Here is a 19096-nt window from a genome sequence, read left to right on the forward strand (position 1 = left end):
TTTTCTCAGTTCATCGGCCGCACCGTCCAGGCGGCGACCACGGGATGATCGCAGGCTACCTTGCCCACGTCGCATGCGCCACCCGGGGAACCGAGCGCACTCGCTTCCGGCCCGAAGAAATCCCGATTCACGGCGGCGAACATGGCCTCCGATTGCGGGAGTTCTTCATCGTGAAAGATCGCTTCGGTCGGGCACACCGATACACACACGCCGCAGTTGATGCATTCCTCGGGGTGGATGTAGAGCGTGCGCCCGCCTTCGTAGATACAGTCAACCGGGCAGCATTGCACACACGCGCCGTCTTTGACGTCGATGCAGGGCGACGTGATGACGTAGGCCATCAGCGTCCACTCCAGACCGGTTTGCGCTTCTCCTGAAACGCGCGCACGCCTTCATTCGCGTCCTCGGATTGCAACGCGGCCACCAATGCTGGCAATCGCAGCGCCTGCGCATCCGCCGGCGAGAGTGTGGAGGTGCGTTTGACCACCTGCTTGATCGCCTGCAGCGACAGCGGGGCGCACGCGAGCAGCGCCTGAACCCAGCGTTCGACGGCGGCATCCAGTTCGGCACGCGGCACGACTTCGTTGACGAGACCCATGTCGAGCGCTTCGCGTGCCGAGACGCGGCGGCCGGTCATCAGCATCGCCATCGCCTGGCGGTAAGGGATCTGGCGTTGCAGCAGGGTCATGCCGCCATCAAGCGGCATGCGCCCGACGAGCGCCTCGGGCAGCCCGAAGCTCGCCTCGTCACAGGCAACCACCAGATCGCACCCGAGCACCATTTCGAAGCCGCCACCCAGCGCATAACCGTTGACCCGCGCGATCACCGGCACGTTCAGCGTCTCGCGAAGCGCGATACCGCCAAAGCCGCCTGGGCGCGGCGCCCCCCAGTATTCAAGGCCGCTCACCGACGGATTCTTCAGGTCCGCGCCGACGCAGAACGCACGCTCGCCCTCGCCCGTCAGGACCACGACCCGCACGTCACGGTTATGCTCGAGCTCGGTCCACACGCGTTGCAGTTCCGCTTCGGTGGCAAGGTCCACGGCGTTGAGTGCTTCCGGCCGCGCAAGCGTCACCGTGGCAACGTGCTGGTCGATGACAAGACGTACGCTCATACAGCCTCCGTGGCGACCTTGCCGCGTAATTGTTGCAGGACCTCTTCGGTATGCTGGCCGAGACGCGGCGGCCCACGTCGCAAGCCCACCGGCGCGCGTGAAAGCTCGATCGGACTCCCAATGAAGCGCACCGGCTGGCCTTCGCCCTCGCCTTCCAGAATCAGCTGGTTATGCAGGGTCTGCGGATCGACCAGCGCTTCACGCAGATCGCGCACCGGTGCACACAGCAGGTCCTGCTCCTCAAGCCGGGCAAGCCAGAAGTCGCGTGTGTTGCTCGCAAAACGCTCCCGGAAAGTGCGTTGCAATTCGGCCTTGTGGACGAACTGCTGATTGAGATTACAAAAGCGCGCGTCAACCGACAGGTCTTCGATCTGCAGCGCGGTACAGATGTCGCGCAACGGATTCGCTTTGAACGCACCCACGAGTACCAGCGCACCGTCCTGTGTATCGAAGACACCCGAAAGCGGCATCGCGGCCCAGTTCACTTCCGAGTCGGCCATCATGATCATGGCGGCTTCCTGCATCTGCATCGCGAGCATCGAGTTGTACAGCGACACGTTGACCTTCTGCCCCTCTCCCGTGCGTTCACGATGCAGCAACGCGAGCAGGATGCCCTGCACCATGTGCATGCCAGCCGAATAGTCGGCGAGCGCTGTCGGGTACACGGAAATCGGCAGCGACTCATCGGCGCGGCGCGCCATCACACCGCTCATCGCCTGGGCGAGCACGTCCTGGCCACCCTTGTGCGCATAGGGTCCGGTTTCGCCGAAGCCCGTGCCTACCGCGTAGATGATCCGCGGATTCAATCGGCGGCAGTCTTCATAGCCGACGCCCATGCGGTCCATCACGCCCGCGCGGAAATTGCTGACGACCACATCCGCGTCCGCGATCAGCGCCTTCAGATCAGCCAGTTGCTGCGCGTCGCGCAGGTCGAGTGCCACGCTGCGCTTGTTGCGATTCAGGCTGCAAAAGATCGGATTGTCCGCGCCGGCCACCGGCTCGAACGTCGAACGGCTCAAGTCGCCCGCGCCCTTTCTCTCGACCTTGATCACGTCGGCGCCGTAATCGGCGAGCATCTGTGTGCAGACCGGGCCCATCATGACCTGCGTGAGATCGACGACGCGCACGCCGGCAAGCGGCAGGTCGGGTGTCTTTGCAACGTTGTCAGCGACGTTCATGCGGCCTCCCGCTTTTCGATGTGTGCGGCAAGCGACGGGACGTCGGCGTTGCGGCCGGTCTGGTCGCCTGGATCGGCGCCTTGCGTGCGCAAGGTCTTCTGCAACGCGTGCACGTCGACATCGCGCACTCGCACACCCGCGTCGAGCGCGAGCGCGGCAGCCACACCGGCGGCTTCGCCCATGGCCATGCAAGGCGGGATTTCACGCGACATCTTCTGCGCCTGCGAGGTCGCCGAATAGTGGCGGCCGGCAACCAGCAGGTTGTCGATCTGCTTCGGCAGCAACACGCGATACGGCATGTAGTAGTCACGGCCTCGCGCAATGCTGTCGTCGAAACGGGTACGCTGCGCGAGGTCATCCTTCGTCATCACATACTCGCCTTCGAGCAGGCGCGTCTGGCGCACGCCGGTTTGCGGCGCGACATCGATCACGTAACACTGTTCGAAGCCAGGCAGCTTCTCGCGCACGAAATCGACCACCGCGTGAATGTGCTTCCGGCCCTGCACTTCCGCACGTGTCAGGTCTTCGGGCTTGAGCCCATCGAGACCGGCCATGTGCGGGCAGTTGCACCACACCACGCCGGGCAACGGTGTCTTCAGCCACCAGTAGCCCCACGAGCCACCGAGAATGCGCTTGATCTGACGATCCAGTGCCGCAAATGCCTCGGGTTCTTCGGCTTCGAAACGCTCGGCCGCCTCCGTATCGACGCCGCCGAGCCGAAATACCGTCGTCGTGATATAGGTGCCGCCGACATGCGGCACGCCCGCCGACGCCGCCACATCCAGGTCCCCCGTCGCATCGATCACCACGTCGGCGAGGATCGCTTCACGGCCGCTCTTCGTCTCGCAGATCACGCCTTTCACCTGACCGTCTTCGACCAGCGTGCGCGAGAACCATGAATGCAAACGCAACTTGATGCCGAGCGATTCCACCATCTCCAGCGCGACGCGCTTCATCGCATCCGGATCGAACGCTGCGGCGAAACACACGGGGTGAGGCGTCTTCTGGCTGTGAAAGTCGAACGTGCCCCAGCGCCCCCACTTGCGATATGCGGCAGGATCCTCGCCCCACTCGTCCGAACGTGGGAACATCGCCAGCTTGCGCGCCGCCATCCGTTCGATGAAGGTCATGCAGACGCCGCGCACCGAAATTTCCTGCAGGTGGCTGTCCCACATGTCGTCGAGTACCAGCACCATGCCGCCGGATGCGAGGCCGCCCAGGTGGTTGTAACGCTCCAGCAGAATCACCTCGGCGCCGTTGCGCGCCGCCCCAATTGCTGCCGACAGACCTGCGGGGCCGCCGCCCACCACCACGACGTTTGCCTTGGCCGCAACGCGCACATCGCGCACGCTTTCCTGAATCAAATCGCTGATCATGTTCACTTGTCTCCTCTGAGAATTCGGGTATTTCGTGTTTGGTTCAATGCGTGCTTTCGGGCTGCCATCTGACCACCAGGCGCTCGATAATCGCGATCACCAGGAAAAACATGCCGGACAGCACAGCACTCATGATGATTGCCGTGTACAGCAGGGCCGAATCGAAGCTGTAGGTCGCCTGGATGATCATGGCGCCGATACCTTGCGTGGCGCCGATCCATTCGCCGACCACCGCGCCAATCACCGACATCGACGCGGCAATGCGCAATGCGGAGAAGAGATAGGGCAGCGAAGCGTAGAGACGCAGCTTGAAGAAGATCTCGCGCTTGCTCGCCGACAGGATCTGCATCAGTTCCATCGCCTGCGGGTTCACCGCCTGCAGCCCGCGGACCATGTTCACGAGCGTCGGGAAGAAACAAACGATCGCCGCGATCGTGATCTTCGGCTCGAGACCGTTGCCCATGATGAGAACGAGAATCGGCGCTTTCGCGACCACCGGAATCGAGTTGATCATCACCGCGACCGGATAGAAGATGTCCTGCAGCGTCTTGTTGTGCACGAAGACGGTGGCGATCAGGATCGCCGCCAGGTTGCCGAGCAGAAAGCCTCCCACTGCCTCAATCGCCGTCGGCACCAGGTTCTGCAGCAGCACATCGCTCTTGTTGAAAAGCGTCTCCAGAACCAGGAACGGCGACGGCGCAATAAACGGCTTCACATGAAAACCCGCCACCACCGCCCACCACGCGAACAGCAAACCCGCGACGCCAAATACCGGCAGGAGGCGCGCGCGCCACAGGCGCTGGCGGCGACGCGCAAGCCACGCTTGCGCTTCAGGGTCCGCCGCTTGAGACGACAGGTTCAATTGCATGTCGGACGTGGTCATCAGCAGGTCTCCAGTACGCGCCGCAGATAGGCAGCGAGTTCGACGAATTCACGGGTTTCGCGGATATCGAGCGTCCGGTCTTCTGGCAATCCAACCGGGACGATCTCCTTCACACGCCCGGGATTGGCGGCCAACATCAGCACACGCTGGCCGAGAAACGCCGCTTCATAGATGCTGTGGGTGACGAAGAGCGTCGTGAGGCCCATCTCTTTCCAGACGCGGCGCAATTCTTCGTTCAGACGGTCACGTGTGATTTCATCGAGCGCGCCAAAAGGCTCGTCCATCAACAGGACTTTCGGGTCGCTGACGAGCGCACGCGCAATCGCGACACGCTGGCGCATCCCGCCGGACATCTCGTGCGGGTAGGCGTCCTCGCGCCCCTTGAGGCCGACGAGTTCGAGCAGTTCGCGCGGGGTCGCCCGGCCCGCCCGCGCCTTGCCGCCCGCCACTTCAAGCGGCAACTGCACGTTCTGGATCGCCGTGCGCCACGGCAGCAACGCCGCATCCTGAAACACGAAGCCGATGTCCCGATGCTCACGCGCGACACGGGGCGCCGCGCCGAGCACGCTGATCTCGCCGCGGCTCGGTTTGATGAGATCCGCGACGACTCGCAGGAACGTCGACTTCCCGCAGCCCGACGGACCGAGGAGCGTGAGGAATGCCCCCGCCGCGACGTCAAGACTCAAGCCTTCGATCGCGGTAACGCTGCGCCGGTCGGTGAAAAACCGCACATTGATATTGCGGCAACTGATAGACAGATTGGTGTCTCGCAGCGCGCCGGCAGACGAGCCGGACCCTTCCGCCCGCGGCGGATTCATAGTGGCAGCATGCATGGATTACACCTTGAGGCGAGAGGAACGGGTAGCGTTGAGAACGTCCATCGTCATCACGTCATCGACCTTGGGCTGACCTTTCTGGAACTGGCCCAGTTGACCGTACATCGTGATCTGCTCTTCCCAGATCTTCGCGTCCATCGTGCCCCAGCCCTGGGTCTGTGTGGTCTGATCGAACGCGTAGCCCATCAACGAATCGATCGCGACGCGCTCATCGGCGTGATTCAGGTTCGGATATTCCTTGATGAGCAGATCGACAGCCTGGTCGCGATGCGCATTCGCGTAGAGCCAGCCACGCGCGGTTGCGCGCAGGAAACGGGTCACGATGTCGGGATGGTCCTTCAGTGTCGCGGTGTTCGCGTAGTACGGCAGCGCGTAGAGGCGCACGCCGGTGTCCCACAGGCGCAGGTCGACGCGATCGGCGCCGAGCGGCTTGAGCGCCGTGGTGTTGGTTTGCCAACCGGTCACCGCATCGACCTGACCACTCAGAAGCGGCATCATGTCGGCGCCGATCGGCACGATGTTGACCTGGCTTTCCGGAATTTTGTTCTTCGCGAGCAGCGCCTTGAGCAGCACCATGCCCGTCGACTGGATACCGATACGCTTGCCGATCATGTCGCGCGGCGTGCGCACGGGATTCTTCTTGAGCGAAAAGAAACTGTAAGGGTGCTGCTGCAGACCGACCGCAATGCACTTGATCGGCAAGCCTTCTGAGACTGCAAGCATGATCGACGGGCTGGACGAAATCTCACCGGTCTCGGATCGGCCTGAGGCCACAATCGCGACGCCGTCAATGTTCGGGCCGCCCGGCTGGATGTGAAAATCGATTCCTTCCTGATCGTAATAGCCGAGCCGCTTCGCCGTCACTTCACCGACCTGGTTGCCGCCCGGAATCCAGCCCAGCTGCATGTTGACGGTTGCCCTGTCGCCCGCAAAGGCGCGCACAGAAAGCAGCGCGCCCGTTGCAGCCATGCCGCCCGCCGCGAGTGTCATCCGCAGCAAACGCCGACGTCCGGCATTTTCGATTACTGACATCATCTCCTCCGTTGGTCCTTCCTGGATACAAGGGGCCGGTCCTCTAAAGCTCAGTGCTGCCGGTCCAAACGATTATTAAGAGCCAAAAGTGTCCCCGCAAGCATCAATTTTGAAGATGAGTGATGCCGGAATTAGCTCACCCCTTCTACACAAAACATCAGACAAATTGCGTGCGAGCGTGCGCGATTCGCGCATCTCTGAGCCCTCGATGCGCTAAAAATTCGAGCACTGGTAGTCAAATTCGGTGCTAGCTGTCGCGAATTTTGTTCCGCAAGAATCGCCAGCAATCGCACCAGATCCGCATCGCCGTACAGGTCGATTACCGAAAGGCAGTGGTAGTGACAGACCGTCGCGGCGCGGGAACGCCAGGCTGAGCTGTCCATTCACCCGAGAAAGCTGAGACGGTCATCGGAGACACAAAGTCTTCGCTGCGCAATGTCTTTGTTTCGTCATCCTAAAAACAATTCAGATTCAAGTATTTGCTTTCACTTTCCCAAAACAAGCACTCAAAGGAAATCATGAATCGACGCATCTTTGTTCTCGCCTCAATGGCCCTGTTCTGCCAGACGGCATCCGCCCAAAGCAGCGTGACCCTATACGGGCTGATCTCGACGGGCATCGTCTATGCGAACAACCAGAAAGGGGCCGACAAGCAAGGTCACGCGACGTGGCAATTCGCGAGCGGCCCGATGCAGACGCCTCGCTGGGGGATGAAGGGCGTAGAAGATCTGGGTGGAGGTCTGAAGGCCATCTTCACGCTGGAAGGCGGCTACAGCGTGGCGACTGGCGCACTGTCGCAGGGCGGCCGTGAGTTTGGCCGTCAGGCTTTTGTCGGCTTGTCGTCGGATACCCTCGGGACGGTGACGCTAGGCCGTCAATACGACGAGGCGGTAACACTGTGTGTATTCTCGTCGGCCTGCCAGTTCGCGGCGTACGGTGCGCACATTGGCGACAGTGATAACGTGTTCGACACGTTCCGGATCAACAACGCAGTCCAGTACAAGAGCATCGACTACAAAGGTCTTCAGTTCGAAGGGCTTTACGGCTTCTCGAATAAGGCGGGCGGCTTCTCCGACAACAACGCCTATAGCGCCGCGGTGCAATATCGCAATGGGCCGCTGTCAGCCGGCCTGGCGTACCTTCAGGTCAATACACCGAACGACGCCAATAACACAAACGGCGCAGTGGTTAACGACTATGGCTTCACGTCGCCGTTCATCACGAATCCGGCGACCAATGCTGGCGTCAGCAAGCAGAGAATGTTTGGAGCGGGCGGCGCTTACGCGTTCGGGCCGGCGAATCTATCGCTGCTTTATACCAACGCGCGATTCGACTATGTCGACACGTCGCGCCTGACGCTTCAGAATTTTGAGGTTTCGCTGACCGACTATGTGACGCCGCAACTTATTCTGGGCGCCGCGTATATCTTCACCACCGGGCAATACCATCCGCAGGACAACAGTCCGAAGTGGCATCAGGTGAATACCGGCGTGGATTACCTGCTCAGCAAGCGCACCGATGTCTTCCTCGTCGGCATCTATCAGAAAGCGGCGGGTGACGCGCAGTACGCGCAGATCTATTCGCTTTCCCCGTCCACCACCAAGTCGCAAGTCTCAGCGGTGATCGGACTTCGGCATAAATGGTAAGCAGGGTGACTTGCCTGCACGACGGCGCAGAACGCCGGATCAAAGGATCCGGCGGGCTTCGATGGTTTGGCCGGCGGTATCGATGGCCTGCAGAAAGTCAGCGCTCCACTTTCGACATCACCGCCGTCGCCGGGTCATACCGATAGCCCTTCTGGGCAAGCCGCTCGGCCATTGAAGCGCCGATCAGCTTTTGCTGCGTGTCCCGGGATATCAACTCACTATCAGGCTTAAGCCGCTCAAGTTCCGACGAGAGCTTCCGGATAAGCGCCACTTCTCCAGTGCTGCGTGAGTCGATGAACAATAGCTTCTCGTTTGCCGAACCGAGTCGTTCTTTCAGATCCTTGGCATGCTCTACCCACTGTTCAGCAATCGTGCGAAGCTCGGTAAAGGCCTTCTCATGCGCTTTGGCCTGCGCCGATATCTGGCGTTGTAACTCGGCGACTTCCTCGGCCTTCGCGGATTCGCCCGCTTGAATGGCAAATTGCTGGGCGCGTCTCGCTTCTTCCGCGCGAGCCTTCTCGACTTCTGCGAGGCGCTGAGCCAACGTCGCAGCACGCTGTTCTGCGGCCTCTGCCCGCTCCCTCGCGGCAGACGCGTCCTGCGAAACCTTAGCCAGTTCAGCGCTCGAGGCCGATTTCGCCTCCGTCATGGCGTTGACCTGTTGCCGCGCTGCGTCGAGTTCTCGAGTGACGCCTTGCAATTCGTTGCGCTGAATCGACGCTTCCTCGCTCCGCTCCACGCTTGTCCGGCGCTCTGCTTCGAGCGCGACTCGCGCCTCCTCAAGTTCCCGGGCGACGCGCTTCAGTTTGTTGAGCTGGGCCGCCGCGTCCTCGCTCCGCACTGCGCTTGTCTGGCGCTCTGCAGCGAGCGCAGTGCGCGACTCATCCAGCTCAGCCTCCAGCGCTGTAACCCGCGCAAGACTCTCGCTCGCCTGCACCGCAGCAGCTTCCGCGCGCGATGAAGCCGCGCTGGATTCCTGCGCCCATCGTTCCGCATCGGCCGACTTCGCCTGCTCGACCTCTGCGAGGCGTTGCTCCAACGACGCCGCATGCTGTTCGGCGGCCTCTGCCCGCATCTTCCCGGCAGCCGCGTCTTGCGAGACCTGGGCGAGTTCAGCGCTCACGGCAGACGCGTTCTGCGAAACCTGAGCCAGTTCAGCGATCGCGGCTGTGTTCGCGGCAGTCATGGAATTGACCTGTTCCCTCGCTGCCTCGAGTTCCCGATTGACGCGCTGCAGTTCGTTAAGCTGAACCGACACTTCCTCGCTCCGTGCTGCGCTTGTCTGGCGCTCTGCTTCGAGTGCGATGCGCGTATCCTCGAGCTCGCGCGCGACGCGCTGTAGTTCGTTGAGCTGCACCAACGCTTCCTCGCTCCGTGCCGCGCTCGCCTGGCGCTCTGCTTCGAGCGAAACGCGCGCCTCCTCGAGCTCCCGACCGACGCGCTGCAGCTCGTTAAGCTGAACCGACGCTTCCTCACTCCGCACTGCACTTGTCTGGCGCTCTGCGGCAAGCGCAGTACGCGACTCTTCCAGTTCAGCCTCCAGCGCAGTGACCCGCGCAAGGCTCTCGCGCGCCTGCACCGCAGCAGCCTCCGCACGCAACGAAGCCGCGCTGGCTTCCTGCGCCCATCGCTCTGCTTCGTCCGCCTTCGCCTGCTCGACTTCTACAACACGCTGCTCCAACGTCGTCGCACGCTGCTCGGCGGCCTCAGCACGCTGTTCCGCAGCCTCAGCCCGCTCCTTCGCGGCAGACGCGTCTTGCGAGACCCGGGCCAGTTCGGCGCTCGTAGCAGACGCGTCCTGCGAAACCTGAGCCAGCTCAGCGCTCACCGCCGATTTCGCCTCAGTTATAGCGCTGACCTGCTCCCGCGCCGCCTCGAGTTCCCGCCCAACGCGCTGCAATTCGTCGAACTGAATCAACGCTTCCTCGCTCCGCGCCGCGCTTGTCTGGCGCTCAGCTTCGAGCGAAAAGCGCACTTCATCCCGCTCGGCCTCCAGCGCGGCAACCCGCGCAAGGCTCTCGTTCGCCTGCACCGTCGCAGCGTCTGCGCGCGACGAAGCCTCGCTAGCCTCCTGCAACGCTCTATCCGCTTCAGCCGATTTCGCCTGACAGTCGTAGCCCAACGAGGTGATCTCCTGCCGCGCCTCGTCGAGCTCCTGCTTCATCCGTGCTATTTCGTCGTTCTGGCTGGAAACAGCAGCGGCCAACTCTCCACGCGCGTGACGCTCCTCATCAAGCTCAGCCTTCGTGTGCTCCAGCGCGGCCTCTTCCACCGACACACGCTGCGCCAGCTCTTCCGCGCGAGCCTCGCCAGCCTCAGCACGACCGGTCGCCGCCGCGAGTTCCGTCGCGAGACGCGTGGACGTATCCTCGGCGGTGCTCAGCGCGCTCGTCAGCGCGCTATGCCGCTCACGCCCGGTTTCGACTTCCGCCACCGTCTTCTGATACTCGGCAAGCGCCTCATCCCGTTCCGTGTGGGCCGTATCGAGGTGCTGGTTCACGGCACTCAGGTGCTGACTGACCGCCTTGTCGGCTTCGCCTTGGGCGGCCATCCAGAGCCGATCCGCGGCGCTCATCATGGTTTCGACAATCTGCTCCGGCAACCGGGCCTGAACCTGCACGTGGGGCGTGACAGGCTGCCGCGCGTCGCGCCAGCGTTGCAAAGCTGCCGCAATGGCAACGATCGAACCGCCAGGAATCTCCGGCCAAATGGTCACTGGGGACACTTTCCGGCCTTCTTCGACCATGCGATCTGCGATTCCGGCGACGAGTTCGTCCGTGATTGTGTCTGCATCCGTAGACATAAGCGCCTCAAAGCTCATTTTGACCTGACGAAAAATTGAGTCCCAATACGTTACTCCACCCGGCACTATTTCCGATGAAAGGATTGCGGGTTGGCTCATTCCGCGCGACTCGCCGTTCGCTGAAAAAACCGGCAACACGATGACCGACGTCATCCGCGCAGTACAGCGTGTGACCGACATTATGGGTGATATCCCGGCAGCGTCGGACGAGCAGGTGCGAGGCCTATAGGCTTACAACTCCCGGGCTGCGTTGCGCAAAATTTCCTGGGCGCGTTGCGCGATCGGGGATAGGTAGCCGGCCCTTCGTATCAGTCCGACCCGACGCTGCAGGCCGTCGAACTGAATCGGGCGCACAGCAATGTCGAACGGCAGGGGGCCAGGGTCGAAGCTGCGCGCGTTGATAAAGCTGACCAGCTGCGTAGTGGATACGATAAGAATCAACGCGGCCAAACTATTGGCCTCGGCCACAATGCGCATAGGCAGGTGGCCCTGTTTTGCAAAGGCTTGCTCGATCTGCACGCGTGCAAATTCCTGTCGACTCGACGCGGCCCATTCGCAGTCCACCAGGTCGTCTAGCGTGACCGATTCGCGCTTGGCCAGAGGGTGCCCGGTGCTAACCATCAAGCTGTAGTGATCGTCATACAGCACCTCCTTGACCATGGACGCGTCCAATGTCTCGGGCAACGGGCATACAGCCAGCTCCACTTCACGCTTGTCGATGGCGTCCAATAGCACGTCGCCAAACGCTGTCGTCACACTGACGCGTGCGGCGGGCCGCTCCACCAGCAGCGTTGGGAACAGCGAGCGCAGCGCAAAACTCGTGGTGGCCGGCGTCGCACCGATGCGCAGCAGGCCCGCGTGTCCTCCACCCATATCGCGCGCTTCCTGCAGCGCACTATCGAGCTGCAGGGACACACCCAATACCCGTGTATGGAATATCTTGCCCGCCTCGGTCAATACCGAGCCGCGTGCGGTGCGCTCGACCAGCGTTACCCCCACCTTGCGCTCCAGCCGCTGTATGGCCTTGGTCACGGCCGGCTGAGAAATGCCCAGCTGTTCGGCGGCGCGTGCCAGCGTACCGGTACTCGCGACGGTCAGGAAATAGGTCAGGTCGCCATCAATCATGCCATTCCCTGGAGTTATGGATCTGGACTTTCCAGTTATTGGATTTTATATCGCCCTCGCTCAAATAATGAAGCTCCAATCACACAGAGAAGGAGTCGTTCCATGGAACACAATGAACCGTGCGCCGCGTTCCGCCATATGCGCGAGGGTACCGAGCAGGATTGGGCGATCATCGGCAATGAGGTTGGGCCGTTCGCCAAAGGACTGCCTGGCCGCCTGCTGGACCACCTGTGTTTGCTAAATGGCGACTTTGGCGGCTTTCCTGTCGATCGTCTGACGCATAGCTTGCAAACTGCCACGCTGGCGCATCGCGACAACCAGAACGAGGAATACGTGGTCTGTGCGCTGCTGCACGACATTGGCGATACGCTGGGAAGTTACAACCATGCCGACGTTGCAGCCGTGCTGCTGGAGCCCTTCGTCAGCGCGGAAAATCACTGGATGATCAAGCACCATGGGATCTTCCAGGGGTATTACTTCTTCCACCACATGGGCATGGACCGCAATCTGCGCGATCAGTACCGCGACGTGCCGGAGCTGTTCAAACGTACCGCGCACTTCTGCGAAAAATATGACGCGGCGGCCTTCGATCCGGATGCGGAAACGCTGCCGCTGGAGTTCTTCGAACCGATGGTGCGGCGAGTGTTTGCCGAGCCGAAGCGAACCCTGTACAAAGCCGCATTCGAAAAAATCGACTGAGCGTCTCATCCCGGACCACCCCGAGGAAACAGTTGCGGACGCTTACGCTAACCGGTCGTGCGATTTCGAAAGCGTTAGCAGGCAAGGCACGGCACTATGACCTCACGCGCGGCACGGCGGATCGAGCGCTACGGCGGATCGCATCCTGGCCGCGAGTTGTATCCTCGAACGGTCCGCGTCAGGTGATACGCGGCGCGCCCAAGGAACGTCAGGATTCCATGTGCAGCGACTTTCCGTCGCCGCGATCAAGGAGGAAAAGCGATGCCTAAAGCGTTTTCAGTTCCCATTACTCCGCAAGGAGAGTCCGCACTGGCGACGGTGCCGCCGTGGCACTATTCCAGCGACTGTCTCGCCATCGAATACTGGGCCGACCAGAAGGCGATCGCGGCGCTCCTCCCGCCAGGCGTCACGGTGGACGAGCAATCAGGAGGGCGCGCCTTCTTCTGGTTTCTGGACTGGCAGTTCACGGGTTCCAATGACGAATTGACGGACCCCGCCCGGTATCAATACCGCGAGGCATTCGTTCTGGTCGAGGCAGTCTTCGAGGGTGTTCCGGTCAACTATTGCCCGTACATCTTCGTGGATAACGATGCCGCCATATCCCGCGGATGGGCACAGGGGTTTCCCAAGAAACTCGCCAGCGTCTATCAGACTCGCAGCTTCGCCGCGCCCAGCCTGGCCGCAGCGCCGCTTGCCAAAGGCAGTCGCTTCGGCGCCAGTGTGTCCGCGCACGGGGAAAGGCTGGCGACCGCCCGTATCCAGCTCGAGGAACCGCTCGCTAACCCGGCGACCGTTTTCAACCGGCCGACGACGATGCGCCGCTACTTTCCCCAACTGGCGGCCGGCCATTGGGACAAGCCACCGGTCGACGAACTCACCATGTCGCTCACGGACAATCTCGCGATCGTGGATGTCTGGGCCGGTTCGGCTGAACTGAAGATTCCCGAAGTCGGCGGCGAGGACATGCACCTGATTGCGCCACTGCGCGTCGGCCGGGGTTATCGGCTGGGTATGGCGTACTCCGTGACGGGCCTGCGCATTCTGAAGAACTACGTCGGATGATTGTCTCGAAGGCCCCCTGAGTTAGCAGGGGGCCAAGTTATGTGATCTGCTCGCGCGCACGCGCGATATCGAGAGTCTCCTGGTGGAACGTCGCAAGCGACTTGCGGTGCGTGACACTCACAATCGCCCCATTCGGCAATCGTTCCGTCAACAGGCGATACAGATACATCTCGTTCTCAGTGTCGAGCGCACTCGTTGCTTCGTCGAGGAACACGTAGTCAGGCTTGTGCATCAGCACCCGTGCGACCGCTAGCCGCTGCTGTTCGCCAGGAGAAAAAATGCGCCACCAATGCTGGGACTCGTGCAATCGGTCAACGTAGCCTTCAAGCCGGCACAGACGCAGCGCTTCGCAACATGCTTCGTCGCTGAAGTCGGTGGCCGCTGAGGGATAGGTAAGCGCAGCCTTCAAGGCGCCAACCGGCAGATAGCTCTGCTGCGGAATGAACATCATGCGCGCGTTCACCGGTGCGTCGATCGAGCCGTTTCCGAACGGCCAGAGACCCGCCAGCGCGCGCAACAGCGTGCTCTTGCCCGAGCCGGACGGCCCGCGCACGAGCCAGCGCGAACCGGGCTTGACGGCGATGTCGCGCACGCTCGCGAGCGTCTCGCCGTTGGGCAGCGCAAGCGTGACGTTGTGCGTGGCGAGCTGGTTCTCGTCGACGTAGTGCAGGTTGATGCCGCCATGCTCGGTGGCGGGCGACACGGACTCCTTCCAATGAGGGTCCCGCATGACGCGCTTGAACTCGCGCAGACGATTAACCGTTGCGCGCCATTGGACGAGCGTGTCGTAATTGTTGACGAACCACGAAAGCGAATCGCTAACCGAGCCGAATGCGTCTGCGATTTGCATCAGTGTGCCGAAACTGAGCAAGCCAGCGAAATAACGGGGCGACGCCACGACGATCGGAAAGATCTCGGCGATCTGACCATAGAAATTGAGCACGAAGCTGTAGCGCCGCGTGTACTTCATCACGCGCCACCAGTTTTCACGAATCCGGCCGAACAGGTCCTGGGCGGTCGACGCCTCGGCCCGCATACCGTCGTAGAACGCAATTTGCTCGGCGTTCTCCCGCAAACGAATCAGGCCGAACCGGAAATCCGCCTCGACGCGTTGCAACTGGTAGTTGATCGACACAAGCGGGTGACCGACCTTGTTGGTCAGGAGCGAGCCGGCAATCGCATAGACGATGGCTGCCCAGAGCATGTAGCCAGGAATCTGGACGGGCGTGCCGCCAATCGTGACGGTCAGCGCGCCCGCGATGCTCCATAGGACGGTTGAGAACCAGACGAGTGTTTCGAGCGTCGAGAGCAGGTCGAGTGTGAGCGAAAGTGTGGTGTTGGCGAATGACTCGAGGTCGACGGCGATCCGTTGGTCAGGGTTGTCGGTGAGGCGGTCGCGCTCGATGCGGTAGAACGTGCCGTCGCCCAGCCATTCCTGCAGATAGCGCGTGGTCAGCCACTGGCGCCATCGGAAGCCAAGCATCTGGCGCAGATAGCGGTTATAGACGGAAAGCGCGACGAACGCGAACGCGAGCGCGCTGAATAACAGCATCAGTTGCGGGAAATCGCGCACGTTCCTGCCTTCCAGCGCGTTGTAGAAATCGCGGTTCCACGTGTTCAACCGGGCGTTGATGCCGACCGCAATCAGGTCCATGGCGATGATCGTGACCAGCAGGCCCCACGCGGTTCTGCGTTCCTCGGAGACCCAGTACGGTCTGATCAGGCTCCACGCTGAGACACGGTCTGATTGCACGGATGCAGGGGCGGAAGATGGGTTGCTCATTAGCACCTCTTAACGCGCAGTGAATACGGACCGAGTGCACGGGGTGATTGTCCGATTCGTGCATGGTTGGCTGCCTTGCGGCAGCGTATGCGAGCGCGTTTTCGAGCCTGGTCAGGTGCATCCAGCGGACATGGAGATGATTGTAGGGCGCGATCCGTCCGGCCGCCGATGCGATTTTCATCGAGGTAAAGTGCCCGGAACCGGACATTCGAGCCGTCAGTGCGTTGAAGGCGCGCGCAACTTGCCAGCGGAAACGCTATCCACGGCCGTGTGCATACGCTTAAAGCGATGCCCGCTCCAGAAACTTCCTGATCTCGAGAGAGTAGGCGCCAGGATGCGAGAACCGGAACATGTGGCCGGTGCGCGGCATGATGACTTCCTGCGAACCCTTTATGCCCTTCAGGAGGATCCCCGCGGCTTCTTCGCCGATCAGCCTGTCTTCCTCGGGAGTCAGGATCAACGTGGGGACGTCGATCTTCTTCAGCAGGGCCGTATAGTCCACCTTCTCGATCGAGCGCATGCGGTTGACGTAGGCTTTGTGGGGCGTCTCCTTGACGAAGAAGGCGCGACTCTTTCCGGTTGACCAGGGGATCTCCCCCTCCTTGTCAAACGACGAAGCCAACTGCGCTGCGTGGACCCGAAGGGTCGTCTGTCGGTAAAAGGGCCCGGGGAAGAACGGTACAAGCGCTGCCAGCGTCTTGAGCAAGGGCGACGTGATCGGGCTCCTGGCAAAACCACCGGAGAGCACCAGGCCCTTAAGGCCCTTCGGCTGCCGCGTCGCAACCGCGATCGCGGAGACCGCGCCGTACGAATCGCCAACGAACACATAGCGCTCGAGGTCCTTCACCTGGTCAGCGATGAAGTCGGCCAACGTTTCCAGCTCGCACACGTCGTCCGGCAAACGAAGGGTACGCATGGGGCGGCTCTGCAAGTGGGTCAATTGGTTAAGCTGCCACGCGGCCCCTGCGAAGCAAGGGATCATGACCAAGGTGGGCTCTGTTTTCATGGGGTACGCTTGGCGGGTTCAATAAACGACGACCGAACTCTAGGAGGACCGAGGCATTCGATCCAATGGCATTTACACACCATGTCGATGCACGAGATTCATGGCCCCGGGTCGCTCCGGCCGCGGCAAGCCCCCGCCTATGTTTAGCCGGCGATCATCATGTTCGTAATCCACTCAACGGCGGGCTCGTTGGCGCGCCCTCGGGCTCGAATAACGAGCACCTCCCAAGTGGGTAGCGCCAAGGGCAGCTCAAAAAGGCTCAGCTGCGCGGTCTCCTGCATCTGCAATGCGACCCGCTCGGCAACAACGGCAATCGATTGCGAAGCGCCGACCATGAACGGAACAGCCAGAAAGCTGGGGCAGGTGACGTTCACCTTGCGGGTACGACCGAGGCTCTCCAGCGCATCGTCGACAGCGCCCCGTGTATCGCCGCGCGGCGAGACCAGAATGTGGGGCAGGCGAGCGAAGTCATCCAATTCCATGTGCAGCTTCTTGCCTCGCTTGACCAGAGCTGGGTGGCCCTTGCGCGCGATCCCGACGAAACGCTCCTTATGGACAAGCTGGCAATCAAAGCGCTGCGGGATCTGGGCAAAAGAGCCCGACCCTAGCACGATGTCGAGCTCGCCGGCGTCTAACATGCGCAGAGCGGATTCGACATCGGCCGGCCTGAGCCTCAGCACGACGTCCGGCGCAGCGGCTTGGATCTTGGCCAGAGCAGGGGCGATGACGGTCAATACGGCGTGATCGGTGGCCGCCACTGAGAGCATCGCTTGCAAACGACCTGGATCGAACGGGCCACGTGGACTGGCGACGAGCCTGACCGACTCGAGCACCGCCGCCACTCTCGGCATTAACTCTATGGCCAGCGGTGTCGGCGCGATCCCGCGGGGGTTACGAATGAAAAGCTGATCAGCAAAAGCGGTACGCAGCCTCGATAAGGCGTGGCTGGTTGCGGACTGGGACAAATGCAATCTTTCGGCCGCGCGGCCGACGTGCCTTTCGGCCCAAAGCGCCTCAAGTACAACCAGAAGGTTGAGATCGAAGCGGGTCAGATCCAGGGGCTTCATGCTGTATTAGCCTCTTCGTTCATCACTCGAAGCACGGAACTTTCGACCAGCCCTTTTGAGGCTGCTACCGTGCACGATAAAGACAAGGGTGGCGCCTGGCATGCGGGCAAGCCCCCGGGACCTCGAAACCCGCCGGATCCGAAACGACGGGCGACGAGCAGTCCCCGGCCCTCTCACTTGTACAGATCTAATTTGTAATTCCAGCGGAGATGCGGCGTGGTCTTGCTGGCACGCCGTTCACCTTCGGACGAGGTAGCCTCTAATCAGCCGCGGTCTGAGTGGCGAAAGAATAAAAACAGGCAGACTGCCGCAGCGGACCAGAGCGCGGCCCGCACAATGCCCGAGCCCTTGCCCGTCCCGAAGCGCCGTGTCCACCACACATTCAGCCCCTCAAAGGCCATGCCCGTAACCAGAAATATAACGAGGGACGCCGCTATTCCGAAGGCAGTCATCCTGCCTGTTTCATGATACTGAATGACGAAGAAGATCAATGCAGTGGGAATCGAAAGCGATAAGGTGCGCTTGAATACTTCGACGAGCATTGCTCCCTCCGGGGCTCTTAAATTTTCGCCAGATTGTACGGCCAACAACACTGTGGTGGGTAGAGACGGGCCTTGAGGATTGTCCTCTTGTACCCGTCCCCCCTCGCAGAACCCGCCGTGCGGAATTACCGCAACGGGCTCCCCAGGTTGCACTCATGGGAGGCGAGTCATACCGTCGCATGGCGTGTCGAGCCCGCCTGAGGTAGTTCGAACCAGGATCGACTCTTAAGGTAGCTCCAGTACATACGATGGCGTTGACTGCGCCGTCGCAGGGTGCGAACCCACTGTAGCTGGACCTCCCGACGGATGACGTCGAGCTTCCGTTGACAGTGGTGCAGCCCGAAGTACTGATAGAAGCCGCGCAACATCGTCGTGAGTTGACGCTGCTGATCCCGCCGCTTCCAGTGCCTGTGCCCTTTGAGCCATTCCCTGGTTTTGGCCAGGAACTTCCGGCAGCTTTTGACGCAGGGAATCCGCACCAGGGCAAACTTGCCACCCCGGTCAACTCCGCACACGTGTGTGAAACCCAGGAAGTCAAACTTGTCTGGCTTCTCGCCAGTCTTCGCCAGGTCGGCCCGGACGAAACGCCCGAACCGCATCAGCCGCGTCTTTTCTTCAGCCAACTCCAGACCGAATTTCCCGAATCGATCAGTCAGGCTCTTCGCGAACCTGTCTGCGTCGCTCCGATATTGGAAGTTCACCACAAAGTCATCCGCAAACCTCGTCAGGTACGCCTCGCCCTCGCACATCCTCGTGGCCTTCTTCTCGAACCAGAGGTCAAGCACATAGTGCAGGTAGATATTTGCCAGGATCGGGCTGATTGGCCCGCCCTGGGGCGATCCTTCTTCCGTTCGCGTCACGACTCCGCCCGCCATGAAGCCCGCGTTCAGCCATTTGCCAATCAGGCGCAGGATGACCGGGTCACCTATTCGGTGAGCCACCAT

Annotated in this window: 17 protein-coding genes; 3 read left to right on the plus strand and 14 right to left on the minus strand. The window is 61.5% G+C overall.

Annotation, left to right across the window (positions count from 1 at the left end):
- Nucleotides 1-5 precede the first annotated feature (5 nt).
- Genes fdxA through GNZ12_RS30800 form a run of 7 tightly spaced genes read right to left on the minus strand, consistent with a single transcriptional unit; the run spans nucleotide 6 to nucleotide 6419 of the window.
- Nucleotides 6-341: a ferredoxin gene (fdxA, locus tag GNZ12_RS30770; RefSeq protein ID WP_121107810.1), complete on the minus strand. Its 336-nt coding sequence runs from the start codon at nucleotides 339-341 to the stop codon at nucleotides 6-8.
- Complete coding sequence (locus tag GNZ12_RS30775) at nucleotides 341-1114, minus strand: enoyl-CoA hydratase-related protein (protein ID WP_172315898.1); 774 nt, start codon at nucleotides 1112-1114, stop codon at nucleotides 341-343. The genes fdxA and GNZ12_RS30775 overlap by 1 nt, the downstream gene beginning before the upstream one ends.
- Nucleotides 1111-2292, minus strand: coding sequence for a CaiB/BaiF CoA transferase family protein (locus GNZ12_RS30780; protein WP_172315899.1), 1182 nt, complete (start codon nucleotides 2290-2292; stop codon nucleotides 1111-1113). Before GNZ12_RS30780 ends, GNZ12_RS30775 begins: the two co-directional genes overlap by 4 nt.
- Nucleotides 2289-3674 carry an FAD-dependent oxidoreductase gene (locus tag GNZ12_RS30785; RefSeq protein WP_172315900.1) on the minus strand — a complete coding sequence of 462 codons (1386 nt, stop codon included), beginning with the start codon at nucleotides 3672-3674 and terminating at the stop codon, nucleotides 2289-2291. The genes GNZ12_RS30780 and GNZ12_RS30785 overlap by 4 nt, the downstream gene beginning before the upstream one ends.
- A gap of 37 nt (nucleotides 3675-3711) precedes the next feature.
- Nucleotides 3712-4551 carry an ABC transporter permease gene (locus GNZ12_RS30790; protein ID WP_172315901.1) on the minus strand — a complete coding sequence of 280 codons (840 nt, stop codon included), beginning with the start codon at nucleotides 4549-4551 and terminating at the stop codon, nucleotides 3712-3714.
- Nucleotides 4551-5384, minus strand: coding sequence for an ABC transporter ATP-binding protein (locus tag GNZ12_RS30795; RefSeq protein WP_216673433.1), 834 nt, complete (start codon nucleotides 5382-5384; stop codon nucleotides 4551-4553). The genes GNZ12_RS30790 and GNZ12_RS30795 overlap by 1 nt, the downstream gene beginning before the upstream one ends.
- A 3-nt stretch (nucleotides 5385-5387) precedes the next feature.
- Nucleotides 5388-6419 carry an ABC transporter substrate-binding protein gene (locus GNZ12_RS30800; RefSeq protein ID WP_172315902.1) on the minus strand — a complete coding sequence of 344 codons (1032 nt, stop codon included), beginning with the start codon at nucleotides 6417-6419 and terminating at the stop codon, nucleotides 5388-5390.
- A gap of 518 nt (nucleotides 6420-6937) precedes the next feature.
- Between GNZ12_RS30800 and GNZ12_RS30805 the strand changes: the two genes are divergently transcribed.
- Nucleotides 6938-8065 carry a porin gene (locus GNZ12_RS30805; RefSeq protein WP_172315903.1) on the plus strand — a complete coding sequence of 376 codons (1128 nt, stop codon included), beginning with the start codon at nucleotides 6938-6940 and terminating at the stop codon, nucleotides 8063-8065.
- A gap of 97 nt (nucleotides 8066-8162) precedes the next feature.
- Here GNZ12_RS30805 and GNZ12_RS30810 read toward each other — a convergent pair whose 3' ends face one another.
- Both GNZ12_RS30810 and GNZ12_RS30815 read right to left on the minus strand, forming a co-directional pair.
- Nucleotides 8163-10868, minus strand: a complete 2706-nt coding sequence (locus GNZ12_RS30810) for a DNA-binding protein (RefSeq protein ID WP_172315904.1) — start codon at nucleotides 10866-10868, stop codon at nucleotides 8163-8165.
- A gap of 231 nt (nucleotides 10869-11099) precedes the next feature.
- Entirely contained in the window at nucleotides 11100-11993 is an 894-nt protein-coding gene (locus tag GNZ12_RS30815) for a LysR family transcriptional regulator (protein WP_172315905.1), read from the minus strand.
- Between the two features lie 102 nt (nucleotides 11994-12095).
- On the opposite strand from GNZ12_RS30815, the gene GNZ12_RS30820 reads away from it, so the two are divergent.
- Complete coding sequence (locus GNZ12_RS30820) at nucleotides 12096-12692, plus strand: HD domain-containing protein (protein WP_172315906.1); 597 nt, start codon at nucleotides 12096-12098, stop codon at nucleotides 12690-12692.
- Nucleotides 12693-12953: 261 nt separating this feature from the next.
- Nucleotides 12954-13754, plus strand: a complete 801-nt coding sequence (locus GNZ12_RS30825; protein ID WP_172315907.1) for an acetoacetate decarboxylase family protein — start codon at nucleotides 12954-12956, stop codon at nucleotides 13752-13754.
- Between the two features lie 37 nt (nucleotides 13755-13791).
- Here the strand turns inward: GNZ12_RS30825 and GNZ12_RS30830 are convergent, their stop codons facing one another.
- The 5 genes from GNZ12_RS30830 to GNZ12_RS30850 all read right to left on the minus strand — a co-directional run.
- On the minus strand, nucleotides 13792-15537 hold the full coding sequence (locus GNZ12_RS30830) for an ABC transporter ATP-binding protein/permease (RefSeq protein ID WP_172315908.1): 1746 nt from the start codon (nucleotides 15535-15537) through the stop codon (nucleotides 13792-13794).
- 280 nt (nucleotides 15538-15817) lie between these two features.
- The gene (locus GNZ12_RS30835; RefSeq protein ID WP_216673434.1) at nucleotides 15818-16453 is read right to left on the minus strand and encodes an alpha/beta fold hydrolase; all 636 of its coding nucleotides are present in this window, start codon (nucleotides 16451-16453) and stop codon (nucleotides 15818-15820) included.
- Nucleotides 16454-16686: 233 nt separating this feature from the next.
- Complete coding sequence (locus GNZ12_RS30840; RefSeq protein WP_172315910.1) at nucleotides 16687-17610, minus strand: LysR family transcriptional regulator; 924 nt, start codon at nucleotides 17608-17610, stop codon at nucleotides 16687-16689.
- Nucleotides 17611-17873: 263 nt separating this feature from the next.
- Nucleotides 17874-18152, minus strand: coding sequence for a hypothetical protein (locus GNZ12_RS30845; RefSeq protein ID WP_172315911.1), 279 nt, complete (start codon nucleotides 18150-18152; stop codon nucleotides 17874-17876).
- Nucleotides 18153-18319: 167 nt separating this feature from the next.
- Nucleotides 18320-19096, minus strand: a 777-nt coding sequence (locus GNZ12_RS30850) for a reverse transcriptase domain-containing protein (RefSeq protein ID WP_216673435.1), incomplete at its 5' end; no start/stop codon positions are given.

This window comes from Paraburkholderia solitsugae, assembly GCF_013177695.1.
Classification (GTDB): domain Bacteria; phylum Pseudomonadota; class Gammaproteobacteria; order Burkholderiales; family Burkholderiaceae; genus Paraburkholderia; species Paraburkholderia solitsugae.